Origin of the sequence: Paenirhodobacter huangdaonensis (assembly GCF_004022465.1) — a bacterium.
Lineage (GTDB): Bacteria > Pseudomonadota > Alphaproteobacteria > Rhodobacterales > Rhodobacteraceae > Rhodobacter > Rhodobacter huangdaonensis.
In genome coordinates this window covers 101,932-120,336 of sequence record NZ_SAVA01000009.1, presented here as the reverse complement: position 1 = coordinate 120,336, position 18,405 = coordinate 101,932, and the positions used below count along the sequence as shown (strand labels likewise).

Genomic DNA, 18,405 nt, shown 5'->3' with positions numbered 1-18,405 from the left:
TCTCGGCATTTCTGAATCAATTCCCCAAGGCTATCTTTCTCGATCCGCACGGCACGGCCCATCCGCACGAGATAGCCGTGAGTCTCTGCAGCATTACGCAGGCTTCGCATCGGGACGCCAAGTTCCGCTGCCGCGGCCTCAATCGTCAAGAGGTCATGCCTTGCCATCACTTCCCTCCATCTTGTCGAGCGCATCCAGTGCGATGCGGCGGATCGGCCCGCTGCTGATCGCTGCGATTTCGGTCAGCGCCGTGCGGGCTGCCTCAACCAGCACCCGCACCTTGGGGCAGCGCATGGCCTCTGCAGTGGTGGGGGTGATGTCTGCTCGGCGGTATTCTGTGATGCCGAGGCGTTCATTGCAGTAATGGTCGAAATCCAGCCTCTCCCCATCTCTCCATGCTCCGACGAGGCGCCCGCGACCATTCATCCCAGCTGCGTTCGCCCATATCCGGGCAGGCATTTCATGTGCACCACTCATGCGATCCTCCTGATCTCTTCGAGGGCGTGATCGCCCCATTGCTCGGCCATGGCCGCCGCGAGGCCGGGGAAGAACCGGCTGCGGAAGACCTTTCGCCCGGGGCCGGGCGGGGCGCGGTGGATTTCATCGCGCGCGGTGCTGCCGTCGAGCGTGCCGGTGGCCGTGAGCTTCGGCAGGCCGCGCAGCCACAGGCAGGTGCGCTTCGTGACATTGTCCGGGCCGGCGGGATCGGTGCCGAATTGCCAGGGCTGCACGCTCTGCGCAAAGGGGCGGAACTCGCGGATCCGTGCCTTGGCATGCTTGTGCATCACCGGGTTCTCGATCGCGATCCGCGGCACCGGAGCGCTCCAGCACGCCGAGAAGAGTGCCGCGCCCTCATCGAGCAGGCGCCACATGATCTGCAGGCGGGTTGCGTCATCGAGCCCGCGCCAGGCTGCGCGCTCGGCCGCGGTGACCTCGTCGGGCGGATTTCGCGGTGGGGTGGTCAGCCAGCGCACGCCGCTGTTGGCGAGGCGCGTGCAGGGCGGGTGGCAGATGACGGCCAGATCCCAGCCGAGGCCAAGCGCCTCGCGCACATCGCAGACCATGTGCCGGTTGCTGCCATCCTCGGCCGGGGCGAGGTCGCACGACCAGGCATCATGCCCGCGGGCCGCGAAGGCGCGGCGCACGATGCCCGAGCGCTCGCAGCCGATCAGGACGCGCAGAGCGGTCATGCGCGCCCCTCCGCCAGCATCTCGCGCAGCGCCACGACCAGCACCGGGATGCGGCGGCGTAGTCGGCGGGCGGGGGTGATGACGTCGCGAGGCGGCGCCGTCTCTACGCGCGGATCGTCAGGCCGCAGGCGCAGCGCCTCGAGGAGCGGGGCGAGGCTGACGTGGTGGGGCTGTTCCATCAGACCATCCCCAAGGCGGCCTTGTAGAGGTCGAGGGTAGCCTCTTCCTCGGCCAGATCGTCGCGGTCACGCTTGCGCTGCGCGATGATGATCTTCATCACCTTGGTGTTGTAGCCGCGCGCCTTGGCCTCGGCCATCACGTCCTTCTGCTGCTCGGCGATGTCCTTCTTCTCGGCTTCGAGGTGCTCGAATTGCTCGATGAACTGGCGCAGCTCTTCGGCGGTGACGTTGTAGAGATGATCCCCAACCGCCACGTCGGCCGGCGTGTTCTTGACCGGGATCCGCCCGCCCGTGTTGACCGGCGGCATGGCGGTGAGGCTGGCCATGCTGGCCTGCGTCTCGCTGCCGCCCGGGATCTGGGCCGGGGTGGAGTTCTGGGGATCGGGGGCGGGGGGCATGAACATCGGATCCTCCGTGAGGGGTTGGCGGGCGGGTGCCAGCCGAATGCAATCCCGCCCGCACCGGGCGACATGCCCGGATCACTGCCCCGGCGGCAGCTGTGGTCATCGTGAGTGGTGGCGCCGCCGGGGTCGCGGCTGCGCGGGCGGCGGCGGGGAGGTCCCGGCGCCCGCGCCGTACAATCAGCCGGTCAGCGCGAGGCGCGCGCGGGCCTCGGCCAGCGGGGCGGCATCGACCGCCGCGGCGATCCAGCGCGCGCAGAGCGTGGCAAGGTCGGGGCCGGTGGCCTCGATGCCGTGCAGCTCGATCTTGCCGCCGGCCAGCTCAACTACGAAGCCGGGCGGCCATTTCCAGGCGGGCCGCCAGTCCAGCTCGAGCTGGCCGGCGCCGGTCGCGGTGATCTCGCCGACGATCGCGTCGACGCGGTCTTCCGGCTCAAGCGGTGTGAGCCGGTCGAGCAGGCGGGCGAGGGGGGAGACGGGCAGCACCATCAGGCCAGCGCCCCGGCGCTGAGGTGGGGCAGCGCCAGCGCGGTGTCGAGCGCGGCGCGGGCGATGACCAGGCTGCCAGCGCAGATCAGCGCCGCGAGCAGCATGTCGGAAACGTGCAGGCGGGTCTTTCCCATGTGATCCTCCATCGGTGATCCCGCGATCGGCCCAGGGTGGGTGTCAGCGGCGGGTGATGGGGGGATACTAAATGGGGGAAAATCCCCATGTCAAGAACAATGGGGAAATACCCCTCTTTCTGGTCGGCGAAGAATCAGCCTTGAGAACGGAAGTTCAGCAGGTAGCCAGACATTCTGGGAATGGGTTGGTGCCGGCCGTTACCAGACCTCGACGGCACTGGTGGCCTCAGCGGTGTGGGGCGAGGGCATGCGGTTGATGTGGGCGGTGAGCGGCTGTTCGCTGCGGTGGGCGCGAATGGCCGGTTTGGGGCCGATTGCGGAATGGCAGGTCCGGGATGCTGACTGACCGAAGCGGACATCGCGCAAGCCGACCGACCCCGCCGCTCCCGAGCAATTGCCAACCTGGGTCCTGAATTGGCCGCTGCATCGCGGCTTCGTGAGAGCAGACTTTCGGATAAGCGACCATCCCCCAGCTCTACGTGAAGGGCGAATTCGTCGACGGCTGCGACATCGTCACCGAGATGACGCTGTCGGGCGAGCTCGACCAGCTCTTCGAGGCCAAGGGCATCGCCTACAACAAGGAAGCCGCCGAGAAGATCCGCGAAGCCAACGCCTGAGCGTGGCTTGTCCTGTCTGATGAGAGCGCCCGCCGGTCGGCCGACCGGCGGGCGTTTTCGGTCACCGGGCCCGCTCAGTCCGGCGGCACCCAGTCGCCCGGCTCCTTCAGCAGCATCAGGCCCGGGTGGATGCAGTTCACCACCTCGCGTTCGAGGCAGCGCTCGAACAGCGGGGTGAAACTGCCCACCGCCGCCGCGATGTTGGTGGTGACGATACCGATCACCGCGCTTCCCAACGCTGAGCGGATCGCGCAGGTCTCGGCGATCTTGAAGACGGTGCGACCAAGGTTCCTCGGCAGCGAGTAATAGACGTAGAACACCAGCTTGCTGAGCCGGACATGCAGCATCGGCACCGAAATGCTGATCGAGCTGCAGCCGATCCGGATGCGGATTCGCGTCCAGCTGATCTTGAACTCGGGCCAGGCGGCGAGGGCCAACAGCCCGAACTGCTCTCGCTTCATCTGGCCGCAACTGCTCGGGACGACCTGGCCGAGGACGTCATCGATCGCCCTGCCCACCTCCATGGGGTCCGTCGCGTGGCCCGGCGCGACCTCCTTGCCGGTCGTCGGATCGAGCGGCGGCGCGCTGTCCTCCTGCAAGACCGCAGTGCGGATCAGGACGAGGTCTAGCTGGTGGTCGTGCCCCCACTGCGGCAGCGAGTAATCGCCCACGACCGGGATCTCGCTGTGCGGCGGCTCGCCCCCGCCGACGCCGAGCAGCGCGAACAGCGCGTCGCGCTGGCTGATGTCGCGCTCCTGCGGCTGGTCGATCTTGCGCAGCGTCACCGCGGTATCGAGGACGAAATCGTCGAGTTGCAGGTTCGGCCCGATATGCGCCTGCACCCAAGCCTCGACGTCGTTGCCGTCGCTCGCCGGATCGTAGGACGCAAGCAGCGCCCGCCCCTCGGCGATTGCCGCGTCCGACAATCCGTCGCGGAAGAAGGCCCAGTAGCTGACGCTCAGTTCGACCCGCTGCTCCATCGCGACCACGACCCGGTGGACGCCCGCGCCGCTGCCCGCCTGCAGAAGCTGCCACCATTCCTGGACCAGAAATACGATGTCCTGGATCGCGGTGACCGGCTCACCGCTGGGTCGGCGGTCCTGCGAGTCGTGACCGAACCCCGCCGGCTGCGGTGGCTTGGCAGTGTAGGACGCCGCGCTGCCATCGAAAAGGAAGGCTTTGACGGAGGGATCGTCGAACGAGAATGCGGTATCGAAATGGATCGGCATAATCGGTTTCCTCATGATAGATCTTGATCACAGAAAGCGCCTGGGCACCGACATTACTATAACATGTTAACTGCCCATTCCCAAGATTAGCACTGAGTTAGGTGTTCAGTCCCGGCATCTGGTGGATCGGGTCAACGATGAATCTGTCCGGCTCTGAAGTCCAGACTTTGCCGATGTATTCTTAGGGTGTGAGGCCGCTGAGGGTCTTGAGCCTCCGCGCGAAGTTGTAGGCCGCCATGAAGTCCGTGAGGTGGGTGCGGAGATGGTCGTGGCTGTCGTAGTGGAAACCATCACTCGCCAAGGCTGAGATTGGCCGACTGCGACTGCTCAGGTAGAGCTTCGAGAGCCGGGATTGAAGGGCAAATCCGCCCGCATAGTGGGCCTTGGCAGGTGCTGCGGCCAAAGGCAGCTTTCAGGACGCCCAACTTTGACCGGGAACGGCCAGATGGGGGGCGCAAAGCGGACCCTCCCGGAGAGGCGTTTGAACGGCAGCTTGGGGCCGAATTAAGGCCGCAAATTTTTGACTTACTTGAACGTACCATGGCCTTTGGCCCAGTTTTCTCCCACCGCAAGCTTGATGCCATCAGGAAAGTAGCCTTGCTCAGTCAACTCTTGGCGGCTCCTGTCAGCTAGCTCTTTGGCTTTGGACCACTCTCCTTGCACAAGTAGCTCATAGATGTGTGGAGCAATCTCTACAGAAATGCCGATTTCGTCGGTGCCGTTAGGCTCATCCAATCCTTCGGTTTGGCTAAACGCCAACGCTGGAAGGTAATAGTGTTTCCAAGCATCTTCTGGGAGTCTCACCTCAAGTGGCTCCTCTTTGATCGGCTCAGGGTCACGCCAATAAAACTCTAAAGTTTCGCCCCGGAAGAAAGAAATTGCACCAATGTGCAGGCGGCAATCTTGGCCGTCAACGCGAACCAACCTTTGCGCCTGCTGCTTAGCCTTTTTCTTTGCATCATCATTTGGGGAGCTTGACCGTCCTTTACTCTCAAAGGCGTGCCAGTCCCCTGCATCATTCTGACCGACAAGGTCAGGTCGAGATTTCCCCGTGAGCAATTCTGGGTTTAGTTGGTCTTTGAATACATCAAGGTGAAGCAGCCAATGAGTGTTCAGCAACTTGTGCGCAAAGAGCTTACAGAAGGTCATACCCAGTGCGTAGCTCACTGCACCCTTCTCGGTTGGATCGAGCTGGCGAAAGGCGTTGGTTCGATAAAGATGTTGACTAAAGGTTTCTTGGGTTAGTGCCATGCGCATCTGAGAGATACGGTAGAGTGCTTCGAACAGCGAGGCCAATCCATGCTGAAAGATAAAGCTTATGCTCGGGCGCCCAACGGTTAAGGCGGCCCATAGTATCTCACGCCAGGTTGTTGATAAAAACTGAAAGCCATTCGCGGGACCGATACTTGTGGGAAATCCTTCGCTCTCAAAATCAATCAATAAAGAACTAGAAAAAACGCGGGTTCTGTTGATTATCGGTCTCACTTCGTCACCTCAAACGCTATTCAGCGGCACTATTCCAAGGATGTTATCCGTGTGCCAGAAAAATCTTGATGGCCAGCGTTGGACGTCTGCTTTCAGGAGCCGCACTGCAGCCAAGGTCTCCTGCGTCAAAGTCCGCTAAGGGCCGAAGGGGCAGGGGCTTCTCAGCCAACTATCTTCACGAACTCAGGCGGCAGGCTGAACTTAACCGGGGCTGCCCACTGCAGCCGGACGCCATGCTGCGGGTCGTGGTGCGGGTTCAGCGAGATAAGGGAGAAGGTTCCCTCCTCGAGCCCCGGCTTGATATGCTTCACCCACGCCCTGCCGCTGGCGTCCTCGCACACGCAAACCCGGCCAATGGCCTCGGTCGGAACCCCGAGGGCCTCCCGGCTGTAGAACAGAATCGTGCCGGGTGGATAGGCGGGGGACATGCTGTCGCCCTCGACCTCGACCGCAACGATACCGTGCGGATTGAGCTGTGGTGGACAGGCGACATGAAACAGGCCGTTCCCCTTGCCGTAGGCGTCGACCAGGTAGACCTCTGCCCCGGCGCCGACGCGACCGGCGACGGCGATGACTGGCACCTCAGGGCGATCTGACAGCAGCCCGGACTTCCCGATCTGGATGATCTCGTCGACCGTGCGCCCGAGAACTTGGCTGATCGCATAGGCATTGGAAACCTTGGGGGCCGAGGAGTAGCGGAACAGGTCCCGAATGCCGGATTCTCCCATGCCGGCGGCTTCGGAGAGCGGTTTCATCTTCCACCCCTCGGCATCCATGATGATTTTGAGGCCGCGCGCGAAGGCGTCGAGGTTCTGTTTCTGCATATGGGGAAGATGCCCCACAAGTGGCGTTGGGGCTATGGGGGTCTTCCCCCTTTTCAATATGGGGGAAATCCCCCATACCATAGTGCCCATGGAACAGCTCATCCTCGACCTCTCTGCTTACGCTAACACCACCGGGCGCTCGCCTCAGGCGGTGCTGCGGTCTGCGATCAACGCGAAATGGGGCACCTGGGACGCATGGCGCGCGGGCCGGTCGAGCCCGACGCTGTCGAGTGTCGACCGCGTGCGCCGCTACATGGCCGCGCATCCGCCGCTCCGCGAGGAGGCCGCATGATGACCCCGGTTGCCATCCTTGGTTCGAGCCGTGCATGCGCTTTCCCATGCCAGAGCTTTCTCATAGCCGCGGGCGCGCGTCACGGAATCCCGGTTTCTCCGGCGGTCACGGCCCGAGGCGCTTGCCGCAATTGGCATCAGCATTCCTCGGAGGTGTCCCATGTCTGACCGGGTGATGATCAACCAGTTCATGCACGCGCTGGTGTCGCGTGTGGGCGGGGTGGAGAACGCGGCGCGCTTCGTCGACGCGCGCCTCGGCATCGCGCTGGACGGCTCGGGCTTCTCGATGCGCAAGGGCACGTTTTCGAAGCGGTTGGCGGGGCATCTGGACTGGCCGCTGGTCGAGATCATGGCGCTTGAGGATGCCGTGGGCGACCCGGTCGTGCGGCGCTGGCTGGCGCGCAGCCTGCCCGAAACCACCGAGGCGATCGACCTCATGCTGTGCGTGTCGGAGACGGCGCGCGAGGTGGGCGAGGCGGTTGGTGCGGTGGCCGATCTTGCCTCGGGGCGGGGCAACCGGGCGCGGGCACGCAAGGAAGTGCACGAGGCCCGCGGCGCGATCGACCGCCTCGCTGCCGCCGTCGATGGGGAGGAAGCATGAGCGCGTTCCGTCTCTCGGCTGATGTGCGCTCGGGCGGAATGCCTGCAATGAGCGGCACCTCGGATTTCCCGCCGGCCTGCGACCCTGTCCACGGGCGCCGCACGGCAGGCCGGCCAACTGGCGCGGCGGGTCGATCCCGCCGCGCCCCTTTGGGGGTTCGTGCGCGGGAGGTGACGAGATGATCGATCCGGCAAGGCCGCGGCTCGTGCCGATGGACGAGCTCGAGGAATATCCGATCGGCCGCGACGAGCGGCTCGACGCGCATTCCTTCGTGAAGTGGTGGCATCACCGCTGGCTGTCCTCGCGCACCTTCCGGCTGGCGTCCTGGGAGACGCAGGGGATGGCGCGGGCGCTGTTCGACATGTCGCAGACGGAAAGCCCGATCGGGACCTTGCCCGATGACGACGACGAGCTGGCGGTGATGCTGCGGGTCGAGCGGCGGCGGATCGGCGAGCTGCGGCGCGCCGAGTTCGGGCCGTTCCGGGGCTGGCGACGGTGCCGGTGTGGCGACGAGGTGCGGCTGATGCACCCGGTCGTTCTCGAGCAGGTGCGCGATGCGCTCGACCGGCGCGAGGCGCGCGAGATGTCGCGGGAGGCGGCGGCGGTGCGCAAGCGGCGCGAGCGGCTGCGCGACGGGTTGGGCAAGCTCGGGCTGTCGGATGCCATTCTGGGCAGCGATCTGCTGATCGAGCGCATGGACGAGTGGATGCTCGCCAATGTGCGCGGCCGGCGGGACGGGCAGTCCTATGGCGCGGCGCTGCTGCATGCGCGGCGGGAAAGATGGCTCTAGGCGGGGGTGTGACTGTCCGGTGAGTGTCACGCGTGACGGTTTGTGACTGTCACGGACAGTCCGGGACAGTCACGCCTGTCGTGTGACAGTTCTGCCTAGAGAAGAAGAGACAAGAAAAGACAAGAAAAGACAGACGCGGCCGTGACGGCCGGGCAACGGCGCCTGTGGATAACTTCGGCAATGCGATGAGAAGGGAACAGGTGGAATGGACAGTGCAGAACAGGCAGCCGGCGAGCGTCGGGTGCGGGAATTGCTGATTGAGCCGCTGGCGCGGCGGGGGCTGGCGCGGCCGAGCAGCCTGACGCGGGCGCAGTATGAGGAGATGTGCCGCGACCTCTGCGCGCGGCTCGCCTACATGGACAGCCTCAGCCTCGAGGCGCTCGAGGAACAGGTGGCGGCGAACCCGGCGGGCAAGGATCTGGACCGGCTGCCGATCGCGAACCGGATCCTCGACTGGGCCGGACAGATCCAGCCGCCGCGCGATGACAGCGTGTCGCCGCTGATGCGGCGGGCGTTCTCGCACCGCATGGGCGCGGCCGCGATCGAGCAGGGCTGGGGGCCCGAGCTGCTCGACTACCTGCGCCGCAAGCGACTGTGGCCGGGCGAGTTCATGGTCGGTGAGCTGCGCAAGGCGGGCCATGACAATGCGCGGCAGATGACGCTGATCGAGGAGCGGCTCGCGGCCGGCCGGGCGGTTCCGCCCGAGCAGGTGCGCTGGCGCGACGAGCGGGCCGCGGCCGCCGTGCGGTGCCGCCGGATCGCCGAGCTGGTGCAGACCGGGGGTGCGGCATGAGCATGATGGCAGAGGCGGCGCGGCCGGTGGGGGTGTCGGTGCAGGACTGGGCGCGGCTGAGCGCGGCGCAGCGGCTGGCGGCTGGCGAGCTGCTGGCGGTGCGGCCGGCGGCGATCTCGGTGACGCGCTGGCTTGCGATGAGCGAGGCGGGGCGGCGCGCAGCGCTGCTGCAGGGCGGGGCGGCGCCCGAGGGCTGCGGTCCCGAGATCCCGGTGGCGCCGGCGCGCGGGGCGCTGCGGGCGGGAACGCTCCACCTTGTCGAGGCGGCGGGGGATGCCGAGGCGCCGCGGGCGACGCTGATCCGCGGCTATCAGGCCCGGGGCGAGGCGGGGCCGCGCAAGGCGGCCTCGGTCGTCGACGTGTTCGACCGGATGGAGGTGGCGGCGCTGCGGGCGCGCAAGCCGCTCGGGCTGAGCGCGTTGCAGATCGCGACGGGGCGGCAGTATCGGACGCTGGTCGAACGTCAGGCGGCGGGCGCGGTGAAGCTGTCGAGCCTCGAAGGGCGGACGGGCGGCTCGGGCCGGGGGCTCGACGTGACCGACCTGCGGCTTGCCGAGGCGCGCCAGCTTGCGGCGATGCGCGGCCGGATCGGCGACGGCGCGGCGCTGGCGGTGCGGCGGGTGCGGCCCTCGGCCCGGGGCGGCGTGGCCGCGTCGATCATCCGCGACCGGGTGCTGGTGGACATGGTCTGCCTGGAAGACATGGACCTGAGCGCGGTTCTGGAGGCGCATGGGTGGTCGGTTCGCACCGGCAGCCTCGACACGCTCAGGACGGCACTTGCAGCCTCTCTGGACCGCATGGGCACCTACCTGGGCGAGTGGGTGAAGAAAGGGGCTTGACCACTAAGTCAGTCGGCGGCATGTCTATGAGCATGATCCACACGAGCGCCCGGCGGGAACCAACCCGACCGGGCGCTTGGTTTTGGAGCGCTCCCCATGATCCGCAAACTTTGCCGGGCTCCCGGCTGCGACGAGGTCGCGGCCGAGGGGGAGGCGCATTGTGCAGAACACCTGGCCGAGGTGAAGGCGCGCGCCGCGGCGGGCAAGCAGCAGGCCAAGCACTCGGCGGTGGCGCGGGCCGGCGCGCAGTTTTATCGCACCAGGCGCTGGAAGCAGGCGCGGCTGGCCTTCCTGAACGCGCATCCGCTTTGCGCTGATTGCGGCGAGGTGGGGCTTGTCGTCGAGGCAACCGAGGTTGACCACGTGGTGCCGCATCGTGGCGACCCGTCGCTGATGTGGGACAGGTCGAACTGGCAGGCGCTGTGCAAGAGCTGCCACAGCCGGAAGACGGCGCGCGAGGTCTGGGGCGGGGCGGTCGATCGGCCGGGCTGGAGCATTCCCGCCGGGCTGCGGGCCTCGGCGATCCCGGTTGTTCTGGTCTGTGGCCCACCGGCGGCCGACAAGACAACCTACGTGCAGGACCGGGCCCGGCCCGGCGATGTCGTCGTCGATCTCGACCGATCCCTTGAGGCGGTCGGCGGTCGGGCATGGGAGCACGACGCAGCGAAGGTGAAGGCAGCGTTTCGTCTGCGCGACGAGGCGCTGCGGTCACTGTGCTGCAAGGCCGGTGGCACGGCATGGGTGATCGTCATGGCGCCGTCGCGCGCCGAGCGCCTGGCGTGGTGCGGCGCGCTCGGGGCGCGGACCTCGGTTGTCGTCCTCGATGTCGATGCCGGGACCTGCAAGGCGCGGATCGAGGCGGATCCCGGACGGAGACATGCGCGGGACGCGATGCGCGCGGCTGTGGATCGGTGGTGGCGCGCATTCGACACCTGATCCGCCCCCCCGGGGGGTGGTCGGTTTTTGGGGGCTCGTGCCGGGACACCGGGGGCGGGATCCGTTCTGTTGCGCCGCTGGAATTGGCAAAAAAAGCCCACTTCGAATGGGTGATGGGAGGTTCCCGGATGCGCGGAAGCAAGCCGAGGCTCGATAACGTGATCCCGATGAAGGGGGACATGACGGCGCCGGTGCCGGACCCGATGTCGGAGATGAGCGCGGAGGGGCGGGCGGTCTGGGAGCGCGTCGTTCCGCATGTGGTGCAGAAGGGGCATTGGGATGACAGCTTCGCCGACATGTTCGCGGTCTATTGCGAGGCGGCGGCCGACTTCCTGAAGTTCACCGGCGAGATCGCGGCCTTCGGCGCCTGGTATGAGGTGCAGACCCGGAACGGGATGCAGCAGAAGAAGCGGGCGGTCTGGGGGCTCCGTCAGGATGCGGTCACCACCATGAACCAGCTGGCCGCACGCTTCGGCCTGACGCCCGTCGACGCTGCCCGGCTGAAGTCTGGCGGGCAGCTCGACCTGTTCGACGACCTGATGCGGCAGCTCGATGGAACCGATTGATCACCCGGTGTCGCGCTATGCGCTCGCGGTGGTCGAGGGCCGGGAGATCGCGGGCGAGCTGGTGACGCTCGCCTGCCGGCGCCACCTGCTCGATCTGGAGACGGGGCGTGATCGCGGGCTCCGGTTCGACTGCAAGGCGGCGAGCCGGATCATCAACTTCGCGAAGATGATCAAGCACACGACCGGGCCGAAGGCAGGCCAGCCACTGGCGCTTGAGCCGTGGCAGGCGTTCCGGCACGGCTCGGTGTTTGGCTGGAAGAAGGAGGACGGCCTGCGGCGCTTTCGCTCGACCTATCACCAGGTGGCGAAGAAGAACGGCAAGACCACCGACACGGCGGTGCCGATGCTGTTCACCCAGCTCTTCGACGGTGAGGCCGCACCGCAGGGCTATTGCACGGCGACGACGCGCGACCAGGCGCGTCTGCTGTTCGACGAGCTGCGGCGGATGATCAAGGCCGCGCCGGTGCTGGCGGAGTTCATGGACACGCGCAACAAGCATCTGATCCAGACCGGCCCGACCTCGGGGTTCGTGAAGCCGCTGAGCCGTGACGGCAACGCGGCGGACGGGATCAACCCGCATTTCGTGGCGCGCGACGAGGTGCACCGCTGGACCGACCGCGAGCTTGCCGAGGTGGTGGTGAACTCGATGATCGCGCGGTCGCAGCCGATCGACTGGGCGATCACCACGGCCGGCGCCGACATGGCGACGATCTGCGGCGAGTTGCGGGACTACTCGGCGATGGTGCTGCGCGGCGACATCGAGGATGACACCTTCTTCGCCTATGTGGCGGAGCCGCCGCAGGATTGCGACATCGACGATCCGCGGATCTGGAAGATGGCGAACCCGAACCTCGGTGTGGCGATCGGGGAAGACCGCTTCCGCGAGATGCTGAACGAGGCGCGGGCGATCGCTGGCAAGATGCCGAACTTCCGCCGCCTGCACCTGAACCTGTGGACCGAGGGGGCGCAGAGCTGGATCGAGCGCGACGTCTGGGACAAGGGGGCGGAACCGTTCAATCCCGAGATGCTCTATGGCCTGCCGGCCTGGGTCGGGCTCGACCTGTCGCGGACGACGGACCTCACCTCGATCTGCGTCGCGGTGCCGAAGGACGGGCTGATCTATCTGCTGAGCTACAGCTTCCTGCCGTCGGGACCGAAGGGCTTCATCGCGCGGGCGCAGAAGGAGAAGCGCGAATACATCGCGTGGAACCAGACCGGCTGGCTCGAGGTGCACCGCGGCGGGGTGATCGACGAGGATCAGGTCATCGAGCGGCTGGAATGGATCCGGGCGAAGTTCGATCTGCAGGAGCTGGCCTATGACCGCTGGGGCATGAAGTACGTGGCACGCGAACTCGAGAAGCGCCGCTTCACGCTGGTCGAGCACGGGCAGGGCTATGCCTCGATGTCCTCGCCGATGAAGCGCTTCGAGCAGGCGGCGGCGCAGGTGCGCCTGCGCCACAATGGCAATCCGGTGCTGGCCTGGGCCGTGGGCAACGTCCATCGCGACGAGGACGCGGCCGAGAACGTCAAGCCGAACAAGGCGAAATCGACGAACCGGATCGACCCGGCCGTGGCCGCGATCATGGCTGTCGGGCGGGCCGAGGCGGCCGAGCGCAAGCGCAAGTCGAGGGAGATCGAAACGGTATGAGCCTGATCAGACGTATCTTCGGCGGCGCGGCGGCGGGGCCGGCGCTCGCGCCGCTGCCTGCCGCGCGGACCGAGCCGCCGGTGACGGCAGTTGCCTCGCTTGAGCCGTCCGGCACGGTCGAGCCGCGGGCCTGGCTTTCCGAGCTGGGCTGGTCGGCGCCGAGCCGGGTGAAGGGGCTGCCGCGGGTCTCGGCGGTTCTGGCGGAGCGCCACGCCACGGTGTCGGCATGCTGCAACGTCATCGCCGGGGACGTCTCCAAGGTGCCGCTGAAGATCTGGCGCAAGCACCCGGACGGGCGCGAGGAGCGGATCCGCGGGCATCGGCTGGCCTATCTGCTCAATGTCGAGGCCTCGCCCGGCGTTCCTGCATCGGTCCTGCGCTATGCGCTCGCCTATGCCTTCGCGTTGCGGGGGAACGCTTTCGCCTTTGCGCCGCGCGAGGGTGGCGGCGAGGTCGAGCTGATCGAGACAGTGGCCGAGGAGGGGGTCGCGCGGCTGCGCAACGGCCGGAGCCGGTTCTATGACTTCGAGGACGGCGCCGGGATGCGGCGGCGGGTGTCGTCGCGCGCGATGGTGCATCTGCGGCACATGTCGAAGGACGGCTGGAGCGGGCGGTCGCCGATCGAGGTCGCGGCCGAGAGCATGGGGCTTGCACTCGCCGGGCAGGAGTCGGCGGGGCGGATCCTGACCGGCTCGACGATGCGGGCAGTGATCAAGATGGAAGACGTCTATGACGATGACGAGGCGTGGCGGCGCAATGCGCGCCGGATCCGCAACGCGATCGTCGATCCCGAGGCGAACGGCTTCCCGATCCTCGGGGCGCAGGACGCGGTCGAGGTGCTCGACCTCAAGGCCGGCGATCAGGAGCTGCTCGCCAGCCGGAAGATGGACCGCGAGCAGATCTGCGCGATCTACCGGGTGCCGCCCGCCAAGGTCGGCATTCTCGAAGGCGGGCTGAAGGCCAACGTCGAGCAGGCGGCGATCGACTACCTGACCGACTGCCTGATGTATTGGGCCGGCATGGTCGAGACGCAGATGGCGCTGGCGCTGCTGACCGACGCCGAGCGCGAGGCGGGCATGGTGCTGCGGCACGATTTCGGGGCACTGCTGCGGCCGACGACGAAGGAGCGCTACGAGGCGCTGAAGTCGGCCGTCGGCGGGCCCTTCATGACGCCGAACGAGGCGCGGCAGAAGGAAGGGCTCGCGCCTCAGGCTGACGGCGACCGGCTCAACCCGGCTGCCAACATGACGCGCAAGGATGGCGCGCCGGATCGCACAAGCAAGGAAGGAGGCGGCGCATGAGCGTGCCGAGGATTGCCGGTCTGATCGACGGGCAGATGATGGCGCTTTCGGACCGGCATGCGGCGGTGCTGCTGGCACAGGCGATGCCGGGCGAGGCGGTGCCGCAGGCGGCGCAGCCCGAGCGGTTCGTGATCCAGCGCGGCATTGCGGTGGTGCCGGTCCGGGGGATGCTGACGCCGAACAGCGTGCTGCTCGAATACTATCTCGGCTGGACCACCTATCTCGGGCTCGCCGAGACCCTGCGCGAACTCACCGCGAATGCCGACGTTGCGGCGATCGTGCTCGACGTCGACAGCCCCGGCGGCTTTGTCGTCGGTCTCGAAGGGGCGGCGGAGGCGGTGCGCCGGGCGGCAAAGGCAAAGCCGGTGCATGCACTGGCAAGCCCGCTTGCCGCGTCGGCCGCCTATTGGCTGGCGTGCCAGGCGCGCGACCTGACGGTCACGCCGGGCGGCGTCGTCGGCTCGATCGGCATCGCGCTGAGCGCGAGTGCCTCGGTGGCGCCGGGCACGAACGGGCGTCAGCAGGTCGACATGACCTCGACCAACGCCCGCGCGAAGCGGCCCGACCCGATGACCGACGAGGGCCGGGCAGAGCTGCAGCGGTATCTCGACGCCGGGGAGGCGCAGTTTCACGCGGCGGTGGCGGCGGGGCGGAAGATCCCGCTGGCCGATCTGCCGGGGCGGCTGTCGGTGACCGACGATCCGCGCGACGGCGGGGCGGTATTCTCGCCTGAGGAAGCGGTCGCGCGCGGCCTCGCCGACCGGGTGGAGACGCGCGACGATTTCTACATCCGGGTGCAGGGCGCCTATGCGCCGCGCCCACGCGCGCAATCGCGTGCCTTCGCCGCCCGGGCCCGGGCGGCCGCTGCCCTGGCGCACTGCGCCTGAGCTTTCCCTTCAACCTCTGCACCCAAACCCCGGCGCATGGCGCGTTCACGGGGCACGAACGGCTGCGCGGGTGCCGCAGCACACAGGAGAACACGACATGCCGAAGAACATTGCCGATCTGCGCCGCGCCCGGAAGGCTGCCGCTGACACCATGCAGGCAGCCGCAGACCGGATCGCTGCACTCGAGGAACAGGACGGCGCGCCCGCGCCCGAGGCCATGGCGGCGGCGACCGCGGACTTCGAGGCGGCACAGGCGAGCTTCACGACCGCACAGGCGGCAGTGCAGCGCGCCGAGGCGGTCGAGGCCGCGCAGGCGGCCGCGGCGATCGGCGATGGTGGCGCCGGTTCGATGGCGGGCGGCACGGTTCCCGCCCCGCTGTCGGGGGTGCCGGCGGCGGCGCAGGACCCGGCGTTGAAGGGCGTGGGCTTCGGCTTCGCGGTGCAGGCCCTCGCGCGCAACCGCGGTGATCGCGAACGCGCTGTGGCCGATCTCGACCGGGCCGGTCACAGCGCGATCTCGGCCGCGCTTTCGGGCGCCTCGGAAGCGGCCGGTGGCGTGACGGTGCCGCAGCCGCTTGCGACCGAGGTCATCGACCTGCTGCGGGCGCGCTCGGTGGTGCGGGCGGCGGGCACGCGCACCTTCCCGATGCCGGCGGGCGAGATGCGCCGCGCGAAGCTCCTCGCTTCGGCCACGGCGAGCTATGGCGCCGAGAACGCGGTGATCGCCGCGAGCGAGCCGAGCTTCGGGGCGCTCGACCAGAGCTTCAAGAAGCTGACGGCGTTGGTGCCGATCGGCAACTCGCTGCTGCGCCATTCCGGCGTCGGCATCGCGCAGGTGGTGCGCGACGACATGCTGTCGGTGATGGCGCTGCGCGAGGATCTGGCGTTTCTGCGGGGGCCGGGCGGGGCCACCTCGCCGAAGGGGCTGCGCTACTGGATCCCGGCGGCGCACTGGTCGGAGGGGGTCGCGGCGACCGCGGCCGCGTCGGAGCTGGCGCTGCGCCGCCTGGTCTCGCGCGTCGAGGATGCAGACGTGCCGATGGTGGCGCCGCGCTGGATCATGCGCGCGAGCGCGAAGAACTGGCTTGCCTCGCTCAAGGACGGGGTGGGGCTGGTGCTGTTCCCGTCGATCCAGGCGAACGGCACCCTCTTCGGCTATCCGATCTCGACCACCTCGCAGATCCCCGACAACCTCGGGGCCGGCGGCAACGAGACCGAGATCTACTTCGGCGATTTCAACGAGGCGATGATCGGCGACAGCATGGTGCTGACGATCGGGGTCTCGTCCGAGGCCGCCTATGTCAACGACGTCGGTGATCTCGTCTCCGCCTTCGCCAACGATCTCACGCTGATGCGCGCGATTTCCGAGCACGATTTCGCGCCGGCCCACGACGAGGCCTTCGCGGGCTTCAGCGCGGCCGGCTGGTCGATCTGATCCGGCGCGGGCGCTCCCGGACGGGGGCGCCCGCCGCAACCGATGCCACAAACGAGGATACCGAGATGAAAACCATCGTCACCTTCACGCGCCATTGGGGGCGCTACAATGCCGGCGACACCGCGGGCTTCGAGGCGAAACGCGCGGCCGAGCTGGTGCGCTCCGGCGTCGCCGTCGAAGGGGCCGGGCGGGCGAAGACCGGGAGCGTCACGCTCGACATCGACGTCGCCAATCTTCCCGAGATGCAGGAAGCGATTGCCGGGATCGCGGCGCAGGCCGAGGTGCTGGCGGCGCGGGAAGCCGAGCTTGCGAAGCGGGAGGCCGATCTCGTGGCCCGCGAGGTGGCGCTCGCGGAAACCGAGGCGCCGATCGAACTGGTCGATCCCGAGACCGGCGAGGTCACGGCGGCGCCCCCGCCGGCGGCCGCCCCGACCGAGAAGGGGGCGCCGCCGGCGCAGGGCAAGGCCGCGAAGGGGTAATCCATGCGGATCGTGCCGGATACGGGCTGGTATCAGCCGATCAGCACCGAGGCCTTCGAGGCTGCGCTGCATCTGGACGACCCGGACGATCCGGCGGCTCTGGCTGAGCTCTTCGCGGCGGCGGTCGAGATGGTCGAGCGGGGCGCGCGGCGCAGCATCGGCCCGCGCGAGGTCGAGTTCGTGGTGCCGTTCGCGGCCTGGGGGCGCTGGTGGTTCCCGGTAGCGCCGGTGCAGGCGGTCCTCTCGGTCGAGGTGGAGGACGAGGAGGGGGAGCGGGTTGCGCTTCCCGCCTCGGCCTGGCGGCTGGTGCGGGGCCATGACGAGCCGCAGTTGCTGCGGCTGGGGCCATGGCCTGCCGCGACGCAGGCGATCGTGGTGCGGGCGCGGGTCGGCTTCGACGAGGCGGGCCGGTCGCTGACGCTGCGCCGCGCCGCGATCCTGCTGGCCAAGGAATGGCTTGATGCCGGGACCTCGGCCGAGAGCGGGATCGCGGCGCCGAAAATCAGCTTCGGGGTCGAACGTTTGATCCGGCAGGTGCGCTACTGCCGGCCGAAGGAGGTGGCGTGATGGGGGGATCGACACAGGCGCGGATCCGGTTCGAGCGCGCAACCCGCAGTCCGGACGGGGCAGGCGGGGCGCGCAGGGTCTGGGCTGCGCTCGACCGGCGGCCCGAGGTCTGGGCGCGGGTGCGGGCCGGGAGCGGTGGCGAGAGCTTCGAGGGCGGCCGGGTCAATGCCACGGCGATGGTGGTCTTTCGCCTGCGCCGGCGCTCCGACCTGACGCCGCTCGACCGCATCCTCTGGCAGGGGGTGGCCTACAATATCCGCACCCTGCTGCCGGCGGCGGGCAGCTTCATGGAGATCGAGGCAGAGCGGGGGGTGCCTTCGTGAGTGTGACGATCAAGGGGCTCGATCAGGTCTCGCAGGTTCTGTCCGAGCTGCTGCCGTCGGAGGCGCGTGCCCTGACGCGCGCGACCGTTCAGCAGGTTGCGGCCGATATCGCGAAGGAGGCGACCGAGCTTGCCCCGACGCATGACGGAACGTTGAAGCGCTCGATCAAGGCGCGGCGGCGCAACCCGCGGGGGCGCAACATGTTCGAGTCCGTCGTCTACGTGATGCGGCAGGCCTTCTACTGGCGCTTTCTCGAATACGGGCAGGGGCCGGACGGGGTGGAGCATGCCTTCATGCTGCGGGCCTGGAACGACTACCGGGCGAACGCCTCGGCCCGCTATCTCGATGCGTTCCGCAAGACGCTGTCACGGCGGGTGCAGCGGGCCTTGCGGCGGGGCTGA

Annotated in this window: 24 protein-coding genes and 2 pseudogenes; 16 read left to right on the top strand and 10 right to left on the bottom strand. The window is 67.9% G+C overall.

What is annotated here, in order from left to right; translation table 11 throughout:
- Positions 1 to 153: 153 nt before the first annotated feature.
- The 6 genes from EOW66_RS15335 to EOW66_RS20830 all read right to left on the bottom strand — a co-directional run bounded on the left by EOW66_RS15335 (position 154) and on the right by EOW66_RS20830 (position 2,393).
- Positions 154 to 477, bottom strand: a complete 324-nt coding sequence (locus tag EOW66_RS15335; RefSeq protein ID WP_128157174.1) for a hypothetical protein — start codon at positions 475 to 477, stop codon at positions 154 to 156.
- On the bottom strand, positions 474 to 1,190 hold the full coding sequence (locus tag EOW66_RS15330) for a hypothetical protein (RefSeq protein WP_128157173.1): 717 nt from the start codon (positions 1,188 to 1,190) through the stop codon (positions 474 to 476). Before EOW66_RS15330 ends, EOW66_RS15335 begins: the two co-directional genes overlap by 4 nt.
- The gene (locus tag EOW66_RS15325) at positions 1,187 to 1,369 is read right to left on the bottom strand and encodes a hypothetical protein (RefSeq protein WP_128157172.1); all 183 of its coding nucleotides are present in this window, start codon (positions 1,367 to 1,369) and stop codon (positions 1,187 to 1,189) included. The genes EOW66_RS15330 and EOW66_RS15325 overlap by 4 nt, the downstream gene beginning before the upstream one ends.
- Positions 1,369 to 1,773 (bottom strand): DUF2312 domain-containing protein, encoded by a 405-nt coding sequence (locus tag EOW66_RS15320; RefSeq protein ID WP_338054886.1) that lies wholly within the window; start codon positions 1,771 to 1,773, stop codon positions 1,369 to 1,371. The genes EOW66_RS15325 and EOW66_RS15320 overlap by 1 nt, the downstream gene beginning before the upstream one ends.
- A 177-nt stretch (positions 1,774 to 1,950) precedes the next feature.
- On the bottom strand, positions 1,951 to 2,259 hold the full coding sequence (locus EOW66_RS15315) for a hypothetical protein (protein WP_128157171.1): 309 nt from the start codon (positions 2,257 to 2,259) through the stop codon (positions 1,951 to 1,953).
- Positions 2,259 to 2,393, bottom strand: coding sequence for a hypothetical protein (locus EOW66_RS20830; RefSeq protein WP_275402048.1), 135 nt, complete (start codon positions 2,391 to 2,393; stop codon positions 2,259 to 2,261). The genes EOW66_RS15315 and EOW66_RS20830 overlap by 1 nt, the downstream gene beginning before the upstream one ends.
- A gap of 461 nt (positions 2,394 to 2,854) precedes the next feature.
- Between EOW66_RS20830 and EOW66_RS15310 the strand changes: the two are divergent.
- Positions 2,855 to 3,010 (top strand): annotated as a pseudogene (locus EOW66_RS15310) (Grx4 family monothiol glutaredoxin); the annotation flags it as partial.
- 74 nt (positions 3,011 to 3,084) lie between these two features.
- Here EOW66_RS15310 and EOW66_RS15305 read toward each other — a convergent pair.
- The 4 genes and pseudogenes from EOW66_RS15305 to EOW66_RS15290 all read right to left on the bottom strand — a co-directional run bounded on the left by EOW66_RS15305 (position 3,085) and on the right by EOW66_RS15290 (position 6,548).
- On the bottom strand, positions 3,085 to 4,239 hold the full coding sequence (locus tag EOW66_RS15305; protein ID WP_128157170.1) for a hypothetical protein: 1,155 nt from the start codon (positions 4,237 to 4,239) through the stop codon (positions 3,085 to 3,087).
- Between the two features lie 97 nt (positions 4,240 to 4,336).
- Positions 4,337 to 4,525, bottom strand: a pseudogene (locus tag EOW66_RS15300) (IS481 family transposase); the annotation flags it as partial.
- 239 nt (positions 4,526 to 4,764) lie between these two features.
- Positions 4,765 to 5,724 (bottom strand): hypothetical protein, encoded by a 960-nt coding sequence (locus EOW66_RS15295; RefSeq protein ID WP_164881149.1) that lies wholly within the window; start codon positions 5,722 to 5,724, stop codon positions 4,765 to 4,767.
- A gap of 161 nt (positions 5,725 to 5,885) precedes the next feature.
- Entirely contained in the window at positions 5,886 to 6,548 is a 663-nt protein-coding gene (locus EOW66_RS15290; RefSeq protein WP_239017604.1) for a LexA family transcriptional regulator, read from the bottom strand.
- A gap of 88 nt (positions 6,549 to 6,636) precedes the next feature.
- Here EOW66_RS15290 and EOW66_RS15285 point away from each other — a divergent pair, with 88 nt between their 5' ends.
- The 15 genes from EOW66_RS15285 (at position 6,637) to EOW66_RS15215 (ending at position 18,405) form a co-directional block, all read left to right on the top strand.
- A complete protein-coding gene (locus EOW66_RS15285) occupies positions 6,637 to 6,840 on the top strand; it encodes a hypothetical protein (RefSeq protein WP_128157167.1) in 204 nt (67 codons plus the stop codon).
- Positions 6,841 to 6,999: 159 nt separating this feature from the next.
- A complete protein-coding gene (locus EOW66_RS15280; protein WP_128157166.1) occupies positions 7,000 to 7,440 on the top strand; it encodes a hypothetical protein in 441 nt (146 codons plus the stop codon).
- A gap of 178 nt (positions 7,441 to 7,618) precedes the next feature.
- Positions 7,619 to 8,230: a hypothetical protein gene (locus tag EOW66_RS15275; protein ID WP_128157165.1), complete on the top strand. Its 612-nt coding sequence runs from the start codon at positions 7,619 to 7,621 to the stop codon at positions 8,228 to 8,230.
- A gap of 205 nt (positions 8,231 to 8,435) precedes the next feature.
- Positions 8,436 to 9,023 (top strand): hypothetical protein, encoded by a 588-nt coding sequence (locus EOW66_RS15270; protein WP_128157164.1) that lies wholly within the window; start codon positions 8,436 to 8,438, stop codon positions 9,021 to 9,023.
- The gene (locus tag EOW66_RS15265; RefSeq protein ID WP_128157163.1) at positions 9,020 to 9,862 is read left to right on the top strand and encodes a hypothetical protein; all 843 of its coding nucleotides are present in this window, start codon (positions 9,020 to 9,022) and stop codon (positions 9,860 to 9,862) included. The genes EOW66_RS15270 and EOW66_RS15265 overlap by 4 nt, the downstream gene beginning before the upstream one ends.
- Before the next feature lie 96 nt (positions 9,863 to 9,958).
- Positions 9,959 to 10,798: an HNH endonuclease gene (locus tag EOW66_RS15260; protein ID WP_128157162.1), complete on the top strand. Its 840-nt coding sequence runs from the start codon at positions 9,959 to 9,961 to the stop codon at positions 10,796 to 10,798.
- Between the two features lie 128 nt (positions 10,799 to 10,926).
- Positions 10,927 to 11,364, top strand: a complete 438-nt coding sequence (locus EOW66_RS15255) for a P27 family phage terminase small subunit (RefSeq protein ID WP_128157161.1) — start codon at positions 10,927 to 10,929, stop codon at positions 11,362 to 11,364.
- Entirely contained in the window at positions 11,351 to 13,012 is a 1,662-nt protein-coding gene (locus EOW66_RS15250; RefSeq protein ID WP_128157160.1) for a terminase large subunit, read from the top strand. The genes EOW66_RS15255 and EOW66_RS15250 overlap by 14 nt, the downstream gene beginning before the upstream one ends.
- Positions 13,009 to 14,313 (top strand): phage portal protein, encoded by a 1,305-nt coding sequence (locus EOW66_RS15245; RefSeq protein WP_128157159.1) that lies wholly within the window; start codon positions 13,009 to 13,011, stop codon positions 14,311 to 14,313. The genes EOW66_RS15250 and EOW66_RS15245 overlap by 4 nt, the downstream gene beginning before the upstream one ends.
- On the top strand, positions 14,310 to 15,200 hold the full coding sequence (locus tag EOW66_RS15240) for a S49 family peptidase (RefSeq protein ID WP_128157158.1): 891 nt from the start codon (positions 14,310 to 14,312) through the stop codon (positions 15,198 to 15,200). Before EOW66_RS15245 ends, EOW66_RS15240 begins: the two co-directional genes overlap by 4 nt.
- A 97-nt stretch (positions 15,201 to 15,297) precedes the next feature.
- Entirely contained in the window at positions 15,298 to 16,635 is a 1,338-nt protein-coding gene (locus tag EOW66_RS15235) for a phage major capsid protein (protein WP_128157157.1), read from the top strand.
- Positions 16,636 to 16,700: 65 nt separating this feature from the next.
- Positions 16,701 to 17,114: a hypothetical protein gene (locus EOW66_RS15230; protein WP_128157156.1), complete on the top strand. Its 414-nt coding sequence runs from the start codon at positions 16,701 to 16,703 to the stop codon at positions 17,112 to 17,114.
- A gap of 3 nt (positions 17,115 to 17,117) precedes the next feature.
- A complete protein-coding gene (locus EOW66_RS15225) occupies positions 17,118 to 17,681 on the top strand; it encodes a head-tail connector protein (protein WP_128157155.1) in 564 nt (187 codons plus the stop codon).
- Positions 17,681 to 18,004, top strand: a complete 324-nt coding sequence (locus tag EOW66_RS15220; RefSeq protein WP_128157154.1) for a head-tail adaptor protein — start codon at positions 17,681 to 17,683, stop codon at positions 18,002 to 18,004. The genes EOW66_RS15225 and EOW66_RS15220 overlap by 1 nt, the downstream gene beginning before the upstream one ends.
- The gene (locus EOW66_RS15215; protein ID WP_164881148.1) at positions 18,001 to 18,405 is read left to right on the top strand and encodes an HK97-gp10 family putative phage morphogenesis protein; all 405 of its coding nucleotides are present in this window, start codon (positions 18,001 to 18,003) and stop codon (positions 18,403 to 18,405) included. The genes EOW66_RS15220 and EOW66_RS15215 overlap by 4 nt, the downstream gene beginning before the upstream one ends.